This window comes from Formosa agariphila KMM 3901, assembly GCF_000723205.1.
Taxonomy (GTDB): domain Bacteria; phylum Bacteroidota; class Bacteroidia; order Flavobacteriales; family Flavobacteriaceae; genus Formosa; species Formosa agariphila.
This window is the reverse complement of record NZ_HG315671.1, coordinates 299128-311267: the sequence shown is the minus strand read 5'-3', so window position 1 is coordinate 311267 and position 12140 is coordinate 299128. Positions and strand designations below refer to the sequence as shown.

The window sequence follows — 12140 nt, the reverse complement described above, 5'->3', positions numbered from 1 at the left end:
AGACAAAAAAAAATCCCGATGCATAATGCATCGGGATTTTAATATATAAACAATATTGTATTTAATCCTGTACTTGGAATACAATTGGAAGTGAGTAAGGTACAATTACCGCTTTTCCACGTTGCATACCAGGCTTCATTTTTGGTAATTTGTTAATTACACGAGCCGCTTCTTGCTCTAATTTTGGGTGTGGTGCTCTAGCACGTACACCTGTAATATTACCATCTTTACCAATTTTAAAGATTACGTTGATACGTTGTCTTCCTGATAATCCTAATTCTCCTGCTAAGTTAGTGTCAAAGTTTTTTCCAACAAATTTAGAAATCTTCTCAGACATACATTTTTTCTTCTCTGCATTATTTCCCTTTTCACATCCTGGGAAAACTGGTACATTTTCAATAATTGAGAAAGGAACCTCTACATCTTCTTCAACCTCTTCTACAACTACTTCTTCTACTTCAGCAATTTCTTCTTCCTGACTAGTTTCTGTAGACTCAATTACAGTTTCTTCAATTTCAACCTCATCTTTTACAACTTCGATTACTTCCGGTGCTGCTGGTGGCGGCGGTGGAGGTGGTGGAGTCTTTAGCTGTTCGGTGATTGGAATTTCTTCTTCCATTTCTTCGTCCATGCTAATCATTCCGATATCGATTGCTTCTTTATCGTAAGTTTTGTAATTAATTGCGAAATTAGTTAAGGCTAACATTATTGCTAAACCAATCGCAAAGTATAAAGCACTGTTTCGAGAAACATTCGCTTTAGGGTTTTTCTTAGGTTCCATAATATATTGTTTTCAGGATTGCTAAAATAACCATTTATTTGGCAAAAAAGCAAACGTTTATATTTTTTTATATTTAGTTTTATTATTAATCGCTAAGACTAAGAGTGTTAAAATAACACCTGCACTGTTTGCAAATATATCTAAAACATCAAATTGACGAGTTTCTGTAAGCGTACCTTGAAGGTATTCTATTAATACCCCGAAACTTATAGATACAGTCCCTGTAACTAGCAGCGATTTTGTCTGAGGCCACTTATAACCGTATTTAAATACTAAATACCATGATAAGCACAACAAACAATATGCCAAAAAATGAAACACTTTATCGCTATTCTTTGGGCTTCCTGCTGTAATGCCTCCTAAATTAACTAAACTTAGTGTTGTTAAAGCGGCGGTATACAGCAATGCTGCAGGCAATAATAACTGTTTTTTAAGCACCAATTAGGGCTTTATAATCTGCATCAGACAATAATGTTTCAAGCTCGTCTGGGTTACTAAATTTAAGTTTAATCATCCATCCACTTTCATAAGGATCAGAATTAACTAATTCTGGTTCGTCTTCTAAAGTGTCGTTAAATTCGATAATTTCACCAGATAAAGGCAAAAATAAATCTGATACTGTTTTTACAGCTTCAACAGTTCCAAAAACCTCTTCTATTGCTAAAGTTTCATCTAAAGTTTCAACTTCCACGTAAACGATATCTCCTAATTCGCTTTGCGCGAAATCTGTAATACCTATGGTTGCTACATCGCCTTCAATTTTAACCCACTCGTGGTCTTTAGTGTACTTTAATTCTGATGGAATATTCATTGTTTATTTATTTAATTAGGTTTAACAAATGTATTTATTCGTGACCGAATATCAAACTTTAATTATTTAATTCCCGAAATTATAACGTAACGTTAATCCAGAACGTAATGTGGTCTGCGGAAATGCTGTTGAAATAGCATATTCAGAAAACGAGTAATCGAAATAAAATATAGCTGACAAATTCTTACTAAACGCATAATCTGCGGTATACTTTAAACCCCAAATAGTCTGCCCAGAAGTGATCTGATTGTTTTCTAAGTCTAGATATCTAATTATAGTTTTATTTTCTCTTAAAGACACGTCTGCCTTCATATTAATATCGCTAACTATCGTTTTATTAGGCCCTGCTAATTTCGATTTCATACGAACATCTTTGATACGATATCCTAAACCTAAAATATATTCGTTACCAATAATTTCTGTCATTAAATTATTATCGAAACTTAAAGATAGTAATCTATCTTTTTGAATTTCGGCTAGTATTTTAACAGAGTTATTCATCTCGAAATCTAAACGAATTAAAGGACTAAACATTTCTGTTAAGTTGATGTTACTGTATAGGTTTTCACTTTTATAATCGCCAGACTGATTTAGAACGTCGTCTGGTTGATCTAAATAATCGTCTGAATAATCTATTCCGTTATAATCTAAATTTGTCGCAAATTGATTAATGGTGTAAGAAGAACGGTACCCGTGACCAACAGAGAACCTTTTAAAATTCTTTTTAAACCACGCCATTCTCATAAACCCTGTATATTTTAAATCCCAGTTTGGCAATGGTACATTTCTAAACGCACCCAAACTAACATCGTTAGCATCTACACCCTGATAAGCCGATAAAAACGCAGGTAATAATACCGCCTGACTTGTTTTACCAAACCCTAATACATATCCGTTTACATCGCCACCTTCAAAGTTATCTGGATTAGACATGTCTACACCGGCACGTTGTGCTAAACGTCTAGATATTTTCAATCTATTGGCTCTAAAATCATCAAACGCTTGCGAAGTTGTTTCATCGCTCTTTCCAAAAGCCGTCTTTATCATCAAGGTAGATATGTTAAAATTCCCATACGTACTTGGTGTTAGAGCTTGATACTCATAATTGTTGTTAATTTGATTAACCACAAAGTTTTCGGTTAAAGTCTCTGAATATAATCGATTAAAAATCAAATCAATTTTTAAATCTTTTGTTGGCTCTAAATTCGCCGAAATATCTAATTGTTTATTATGAATTTCTGTGTACTGTTCATTAAAATTATCGTAAACAGTTAACCAACCCTTTCTGGCCGCCAATTGTCTAATATCGCTTTGGCTTCCTATTGTATAACCAAATGTTGGTTGAATGGTTCCTAAAAATCCAGGAGTTTCTAAATACCCAGGCAAATATGTACCATTATTTTCTTGATAATTAAGCTGAATACGTTTTACCATAGTTACCAAATCAATTCCTGCATTAACCCAAGCATTACTTTTACTACTTGTTTGGACTTCGTTTCTAGGTCCGCCTGCAGCTTGTGGGTTTCTTGATGGCGCACTCCTTACAGCTGGTTTTTTAACTAACCCAATATACTTATAGAATGTATTCATATCCATAGAAGCATTTAAATTATGGGTATTTGCATTCTGAATAGAATTTCCTAAATCGTAAGTTTGTCCATCAATACTTAAATCGCCATATAAATCGGAACCTTTTTGCCATTGGAAATCTCCAGTATAACCGTAAGTCGCTTGAAGAAAGCTTAAAAATGGAATTTTATATAATGGTAATTCATAGTTAATTCCTAATTGTTGGTATTGTCTATTCGGGTCTCCAATATCTAGAAAACCATCGAAAACATCTAAGGAAGAATCCTGTTCTCCGTTTATAATATTATCCTTGAAATAATTTCTAACAATATTGTTTTTAGATGTTGTAAAGTTTATTTGAAGCGCTCGGGTTAAATTATAACTAAAGGTATACTGAAAATCGAACGTATAGTTACGTCTATATAAATCTTCTAAACCAATATTCCCTTGAGACAGCTCGACCTCTCTATAACGTTGTTTATTATAACTTCTTAAAAAGTTTGAACTAACTGTAAACGTTGTTGGTAAATAATTAAAGTTGAAATCTTTTAAAATCTTCCAATATTTACCTGTAAACAAGGAATCGTTTTTCTTGAAAGGTTCTATAGTTTTTGGCGTGAAATTATAAGCATAATTGGCTCCTAAACGTACGGTTTTATCAACAGAATTTTCAATTTCAAAATCGCGATGTTCTACCTTATTAAACGAGTAATTGAACGTAAAATTCTCTACATCGTAAAAATGAGGTTTTGCTTCGCCTGTTCTAATTTTTCTAACACCAATAAAATTAATACTCTTTCTCTTGGTATAATTTTCGTTTACATTTAAAACAGAATCTTTATTATTGGTATTATTTAAAATAGCATCTAATTCTAAATCTTGATAATACTCGTCGTATTTAGGTGTAATTTTCTCTTCGCTTATACCATAGTTAAACGGAAGTTGCACACCCCATTTTTTAGGAAGTAATTGCCCTAAGTTTACATTGGTTACCAAATCGTATTGTACCACATCTTCTAAACTACGTTCGCTAGGTCCTTGTTCTATAGTACCAAATCCGGCTGTACTTTGACGTCCTGCAGCACTTACATTTGCAAAATCTGCGATATTAGAATCTACACTCAAAACAGCAGCCCAACCACCTTCGTTGTCCATATCGGACAAACGTAATTCGTTAAACCAAAATACACCACATTGTTTACTTCTAGAACCATTTTTAACACCCAACATTAAGGTTCTAATATCTCCAAAATTTGGATTCCCTTTAATTCCTATACGGTGCTGACCTAAAACATAACCACTATATTGATCGGTTACCAAACTCAACTCATCTCCTATTACATCGTAAAATGTAGGGTCTTCGTTAGATAAAGATCCATCAGCAAGTCCAATAGATTTAATTTCTTGAAGTAATTCTATTGCTAAATTTATTTCGTTTTCCTCTGGCCAAAGTGCTTCTCTAGAAGAACCTTCGCTTGTTTTTAAAGGAATTTCTATTTGATAATAGTTCTGAGTAACATCGTTCCCCATTCGTATAAAAGCCACAGGATAGTCGGTTAAACCTGTTGCCCCATCATCTTCGGCATGGACAAACATACGGATGCGTTTGTATTGACGCATATCTATATCGATGTTTTTATATACAGCTCTAGAATCTTCTTCCTCTAAATTACAAATCTCTACCACTAAAGATTGTTCATCTTGCTCGATAACGGTATTGTTGTTATATAATTCTTCTGGTTCTACATCTGGAGGTGACTGGTAGATTCCATCATTTTCTAGTGTACTAATAACACCTACAGAGAAATCGGTTTCAGGATCATCTGGAGTTACATCGTCTTTATCTAAAGCTAATGTATAGCGTCTCCAATCACTTCTTACTAAATCTAAAGTTCCAAAACGGAATACTGTAGCTTCTTCAAATTCTTTAAGATACATACGTGCAAAACGCACAGATCTTAAATCGCTTATACCTCCAACAGCTTTAGCATTATCGCTTTCAACAGGAATTCTAAATTGATACCAACGCACATTTGTAGATTGCCCGTTTGGTAAAGCTCTTGGCTCTACTTTAATGTCTTTAATATATTCACTTAACGGATTAGATTCTGGAATATTTCCAATATCGGCCGGGTTATCTGGTAAGTTTTGAGGTGTTAAATCTAACTCGTATTCGTAATAACTATCTATGGTATTCATAGTATTATCACGGTTAATATCTTCTACATCTGGTAATGTTGTAGAACCTCTGTTGGTATCTGTAAAGGTTTCTGGAGAGTTCCCTTCTACACCGTTATATTGCTTATAACGTTGAAATATATCTCCGTTTGTATTTAAGAAATATGTATAATTATCGTTTGCTGGATCTGGACCAAATTCACTTCCAAATATTGCAGCTTCTTGTGCATCGTTATACCCATCGTAACCTACATCTTGATTTGTACGCTCGTCGCCTTGACTATCGAACGCATAGACTAATGCTTGGTTTTGCGGCACAACCGTACCCCAAGCTGTAGTGGTTAACAACTCTGTAGCACCATCTTTTGGCAATCCATTTTCATATTGCTTTCTACCGTCTTTCAGGACGTCTTCAGAAATATTTCCTAAGTTGAAAACCAATTTACCTCCTGGATTCGATTCGTTTTCTTGGAATGGATCTTGAAGCCAAAATTCAATATATTCAACATTAGATTGTTCGAAATCTGTAGTGGTTAAAGACCGTGTTATCCCTGCCCAACTATCATCTGGATTTGGGATGGTTCCATTACTAGAATTTGGTTCAAAGTTATAAGGCCCGCGCTCATCTGGATAGTAGGCTAAATCTAAAGTATTAATCACTGTAGATTGCCCTTGAGCAATACCCTGTTGAGGAAATAATTCTTGTATAAATACACGACTGGTGTACAATCCTGACATATCATTATCCGACATATCTGAAGGACGCTGACTTGTATAAAATATGGGGTCTATAGTATACCAGTTTAACATGGCACGTTGGTAACCGTTTTGAATCCCATTTTCATCCTCGTTAGGGTTTCCTGCCACATTTAAATCTAAAGGTCTACTCGATAAGAACCACGATTGTTGCGACAATAACGATATGGCTGTTTGAGACACTTCAAAATCATCTACATATGCAGTTGCTTCCCCGTCAAAATCGGTTCCTTTAGGCGATCCTGGTTTTAAATATGCAAATTCCCCTCTAACAGATACGTTAGATGGCACATCGGTATCTATGTTAGGTAACTTATTAACTAAGCGTGTTAAAAATGGTACTTCGGTAGAATAGTTTCCGTTGAATCCAAAAATTGTATTGTTAATAGGCTCATTACTATAATTAGCTTTTTGAGTAATTGGTCGTTCGCTTAAATTTAATAACGTTGCTCCTAAGACAAAATTATCGCTAAACTGATGATCCACATTGAATCCCATAAAACGTTTGGTTTGCTGACCAAATACAGAATTATTTTCTGTAGATACTTGTATTGGGGTATCTGAAGCTTTTAAAGCTTCATCTAAAATTTGAACCTGACCTAATTGATAATTCACGGTATAATCTATACCTTCTACTAAAACTCGACCTCCAGCCGTTACTGTAACAGATCCTCTTGGTACGTTAAATGCGCCAATAGAAATTCCATCACCTCCGGAAGAACTATAGCGACCTATTAATTGGAATTTATTCTTTTCGGCGTAATCTAAAGCCTTTGTTTTTGTGACTTCGTATAATTCATTGAAGACATACTTTTTCTGATTGGCATTATAAGTATTAGGATCTTCGTAATTTTCTGCGTCTGTTGGAATGTCTAATATGTCGAATAAATACTCTCCAAAAGGTTCTACTTTGGTAAATACAATTTGACCATTTGAGGAGATTACAGTAATGTTCTCTTCGTAATCAAAAAATCCATCTCCACCAGCTTGGGGATCACCATTGTAATTCAGTTTATCAAAATTAAATAAACGTAAAAGAGGGACTTCCTGAATAGGTTCTCCGTTAAAATCTGTTCCAAAATCGCCACCAACGGGTGTGATATAGTTTAATGGTGATGCTTCGGTATAAAATATATTTAATTTGAAATCTTCCTGACTTAATTGATATGCGCCAGTACTATAAATGTTTTTCATCATTAACTTCCAAACCGGCTGGTTTACAGAAGTAATTGGACTTTTAAGTAATTTTAAAACCAGGTTATTATTAGTAACTACAGTCTGATCACTATTACTATTATCAATTCCTGTAGCGTCTACACCATCGTTAGCAAACTCTCCAACTTGATACACTTTACCGCCTACAGTAAACTGAAATGCAACGGCTAAAACTTCGTCGCTACTTAATCGAGAATTTAAAGAGATATATCCCAATTGTGTATTTAAAGTATATTCACTGCCTTGGGTAAGTTTTCTAGCATTTTCTAATTTAGCATAATCGTTTCCCTCGCTAGTACCTCCTACTAAAATCCCTGACTGTACTGTTGCCACATCTCGAATAGCCGATGTTAATTGCGAATTACCCTGACCAATACTTGTAGGGTCGTAACCGTTGTTTCCGTTATCTGGATACGCAGCAGGACTTGCAAAAACATTAACCGCAGAACCAATTAATTCGGGATTAGATTCCCCTAAATCTTGAAAAGCGACTATATTTCTAACATTATCGGTTGTATTGTTTCTATTGGTAATCCAAGCTTCAATACGGGTAATTTGAACATTAGTATTTATGTATGGATAATTTGATAAGGCCGTATCATATTTTTCTCTAAAATATTGCGCTAAGAAAAAGTGACGGTTTTCATCGTAATCTCTAGCAAATAATTCAAATTCCTCTAACGTTCCTCCACCTTGAGAAATAACGGTATTGGTTTCGGACTGCTGCTCAGAGAAAATACCGGTAATTGTTGTTTTCCCAAATTGTAATTGTGTTTTTACACCAAATAAACTTTGTGCTCCCGTAATTAACGAACTGTTTAAAGGCATACTAACATTACCAACTTCAATTTTCTGAATGATATCGTCCTCTGTAGGTGTGTATTCTAATTTTACTAAATTCTGAAAATCGAAGGTAGATTGTGTATCGTAATTAGCGGTAACTTGTAAGCGTGTCCCCACTTTACCAAGTAAACTTAAACTAATACGTTGGTCGAAATCGAAACTAAAATTACTTCTATTTCTTGGTGAAAATGCTGGATTGTCTTGTTTAGAAAATAAAACTCCCAAATCCATTTCTACCGAACCTTGAGGAATAACTTCTACGGTACCACCTCCAAAAATAGATTCGAAAAAACTTGAATTGACATAAAATTCTGGAAGTAAATTTTTCTTACCGTCTTCTGTTCCTAATTTTTTTCCATCGAATGCATCGATTTTTTGCTTGTAGTACGTCTTTAAATTTTCGGCTTGCACCAACTCTTCAAACTCTCTAGGTGTTAAAATTATAGGGTAATTAATATTGAATTCGCCCACAGACTCTGTGTAAATATACCGATCTGTAAAAGCATCGTACGTATATCTAGACACAATACTTGCAGGATTACCCATATTAATACGTCCTAAACTATGGCCTGTTTTAATACTATCTTGCTCGGTTACAGGAGCAATTTGAGCAAATGAGCTAGCACTTACTAAAAAAAGTACAAAGCAAACAATACTAGTTTTTAATGTGAAATTAATAGCCTGAAAGTGGGTTGTATTCAAAATGTATTATAAATTTTTTAAAGCTTGTTTTATGATGGTTTCTACCGATGCATCAGGCTCTGCCTTAACAATCTTATCGACAGCACGTTCTGCTTGCTTCTTAACAAAACCAAGAACTTCTAAAGCAGATAACGCTTCATCTTTGTTGGTATTGCTTGTAGATACAGAAACTTCATCAATATCGTAAATCTTTAAAACTTTATCTTTTAAATCTATTATAACACGTTGCGCAGTCTTAACACCAATTCCTTTTATAGATTGAATTAATGCAACGTCTTCCTTGGCTATCCCTTCACGAACCTGTTTTGGCGTTAAAGACGATAACATGGTACGTGCCGTTCCAGCACCAATACCACTTACAGAGATAAGAAGTCTAAACATATCGCGTTCTGCAATAGAAGAAAACCCATACAAAGTATGGGAATCTTCTTTTACTAAAAGTTGAGTATATAATTTTAAATTTTCCTGATCAGGAATTTGAGAATATGTATGCAGAGAAATGTTTAAAAAGTAGCCAACACCATTACAATCTATAACGACATCTGTTGGGTTCTTTTCTACCAATTTCCCATGTATATGTGAAATCATTTGCTTGTTTTGTTATAACTCCAAATGTAACATTTTTTTTCACATTTTAAATCATTCTCTTTCAGGCATCGCTATTTAGCGTTTTGTCTTTTGATGAGCATCGACTACCGCTATTGCCGTCATGTTTACAATCTCATCTACACTAGATCCTAATTGTAAAATATGTACAGGTTTACGCATACCTAACATTATTGGTCCAATAGATTCTGTATTGTTTAAAGCTTTAAGCATTTTATAGGTAATATTCGCAGCATCTAGATTCGGAAAAATTAACGTATTCACTTTCTTTCCTGCTAATTTAGAGAATGGAAATTTTTCTTGAAGCAATTCATTATTCAAAGCAAAATCGGTTTGTACTTCTCCGTCGACAATTAATTTAGGATATCGTCTGTGTAAATACGATACCGCTTCACGTATTTTTGAAGCCCCTTCATTATTTGAAGATCCAAAATTAGAATACGACGTCATTGCAATTACAGGCTCTAAACCAAACATTTTAACTGCTGCAGCTGTCATGGTTGCAATAGTTGCTAAATCTTTTGCTGTTGGGTTTACGTTAATAGCTGTATCGCTAAAAAACATAGGTCCACGTTGTGTCATCATTAAATTGGTAGTTGCAACACGTGTTGCTCCTTTTGCCATTCCAATAACTTCTAACATTGGTTTTACCACCGTTGGATATGCTCTAGAGAATCCAGATATTAATGCATCTGCATCGCCTTCGTTAACCATCATGGCTGCAAAATAATTACGTTCGCGCATTAAGCTTTCTGCAGAATACAAGGTTACACCACGACGTTTACGTTGTTCCCAATACACTTTTGCATAACGTAATTTACGTTCGTATTCATGATCAGATTTAGGGTCTATAATTTCTACTTCGGCATCGAACTCAAGTTCGGACATCAATTCAAGAATAGTTTCTCGACGTCCTAATAAGATTGGTATTGCAATACCTTCTTCGAATGCTATTTGGGCGGCTTTTAAAACTTGAATGTTATCTGCTTCAGCAAAAACAACACGCTTCGGATTCATTTTAGCGCGGTTAAATAATAATTTTATTAATTTATTATCTGTACCTAAACGGCCTTCTAGTTCTGTTTCATAATCATTCCAATCTAAAATAGGTTCTTTAGCTACGCCACTTTCCATGGCTGCTCTTGCAACTGCTGGAGGAATTTTTGAAATTAACCTTGGATCGAAAGGTTTTGGAATAATATATTCTTTACCAAATGTTAAACGGGTTTCCCCATATGCAATATTTACTTGTTCTGGAACCGGTTCTTTTGCCATTTCTGCCAAAGCGATAACCGCTGCCATTTTCATTGCTTCATTAATTTTTGTTGCGCGAACATCTAAAGCGCCTCTAAAAATAAAAGGGAAACCTAAAACATTATTAACTTGGTTAGGATGGTCGCTACGTCCTGTTGCCATAATAATATCGTCTCGCGTATCTATAGCTAATTGGTAAGCAATCTCTGGATCTGGATTAGCCATAGCAAACACAATTGGGTCTTTGGCCATTATTAATAACATATCTGGTGTTACCACATCTGCCATAGATAAACCAATAAACACATCGGCATCCTTCATGGCGTCGGTTAAGGTATCGATATCACGGTCTGTAGCAAATTCTGCTTTTTCTGAAGTTAAATTATCACGATCTTGGCGAATAACCCCTTTACTATCGCACATGACAATATTTTCACGTCTTGCTCCAAACGCTTGGTATAAACGTGTACAAGAAATTGCTGCTGCCCCTGCTCCACTAATTACAATTTTAGCATCTTCAATTTTCTTTTCGGTAATTTCTAGTGCATTAATTAATGCTGCGGCAGAAATAATTGCAGTACCATGCTGGTCGTCGTGCATGACAGGAATATCTAATTCTTCCTTTAAGCGACGTTCAATTTCAAAGGCTTCAGGCGCCTTAATATCTTCTAAATTAATCCCTCCAAAAGTTGGAGCAATCATTTTTACGGTTTGAATAAATTCTTCAACATTTTCGGTATCTACTTCAATATCGAAAACATCGATATCGGCGAAAATTTTAAACAATAATCCTTTACCTTCCATTACAGGTTTAGAAGCTTCTGGGCCAATATTCCCTAATCCTAATACGGCAGTACCGTTGGAGATTACAGCTACTAAATTTCCTTTAGTAGTATATTTATATGCGTTTTCTTTATTTGCTGCTATTTCTAAACAAGGCTCTGCAACTCCTGGCGAATAAGCCAATGCTAAGTCTCTTTGGGTAGCATATCTTTTGGTTGGAACAACTTTTATTTTCCCTGGTGTAGGGTGGGAATGGTAAATTAATGCTTCACTTTTCTTGCTTTGTTTACTCATAATTACAATTGTTATTGACTAACAAATGTAACAATCCTAAATGTGAAACTCTAATCTATTTTTTACGCAAACGATATAATTTTATTAAAAAATCATTATATAAATGAATATTTAATAATAGCCTTCTAAAATTTAATAAAAATCATTAAATACTTAAATAATTGTAATGTAAACTTAAAAACTATCGGGTTTCAGTTTTATACACTTTTGCTTTAAAACTTTACGACAGATATTCTTTACTTTTATAGCATCTTAAAAAAAAGGGAATGCGTCAATAATCAATTTTATTACGTTAAATTGAAGGCAAAATCCGACTAAATTTGTCCGGTCTTTTTTTAGGTTAACTAT

The 12140-nt window shown here is 34.6% G+C and carries 6 protein-coding genes; all 6 read right to left on the bottom strand.

Translation table 11 applies throughout. The features are described from left to right. Positions 1 to 61: 61 nt before the first annotated feature. Complete coding sequence (locus BN863_RS01220) at positions 62 to 781, bottom strand: energy transducer TonB (RefSeq protein WP_038526474.1); 720 nt, start codon at positions 779 to 781, stop codon at positions 62 to 64. A 57-nt stretch (positions 782 to 838) separates the two neighbouring features. Then, positions 839 to 1219, bottom strand: coding sequence for a VanZ family protein (locus BN863_RS01215; protein WP_158408960.1), 381 nt, complete (start codon positions 1217 to 1219; stop codon positions 839 to 841). Next, the gene (gene gcvH / locus BN863_RS01210) at positions 1212 to 1592 is read right to left on the bottom strand and encodes a glycine cleavage system protein GcvH (RefSeq protein WP_038526473.1); all 381 of its coding nucleotides are present in this window, start codon (positions 1590 to 1592) and stop codon (positions 1212 to 1214) included. The genes BN863_RS01215 and gcvH overlap by 8 nt, the downstream gene beginning before the upstream one ends. A 66-nt stretch (positions 1593 to 1658) precedes the next feature. After that, complete coding sequence (gene sov, locus BN863_RS01205) at positions 1659 to 8855, bottom strand: T9SS outer membrane translocon Sov/SprA (protein WP_038526470.1); 7197 nt, start codon at positions 8853 to 8855, stop codon at positions 1659 to 1661. A 6-nt stretch (positions 8856 to 8861) separates the two neighbouring features. Next, positions 8862 to 9443 (bottom strand): Holliday junction branch migration protein RuvA, encoded by a 582-nt coding sequence (gene ruvA / locus BN863_RS01200; protein WP_038526467.1) that lies wholly within the window; start codon positions 9441 to 9443, stop codon positions 8862 to 8864. A gap of 75 nt (positions 9444 to 9518) precedes the next feature. Further along, positions 9519 to 11792: an NADP-dependent malic enzyme gene (locus tag BN863_RS01195; RefSeq protein ID WP_038526464.1), complete on the bottom strand. Its 2274-nt coding sequence runs from the start codon at positions 11790 to 11792 to the stop codon at positions 9519 to 9521. Positions 11793 to 12140: the final 348 nt, after the last annotated feature.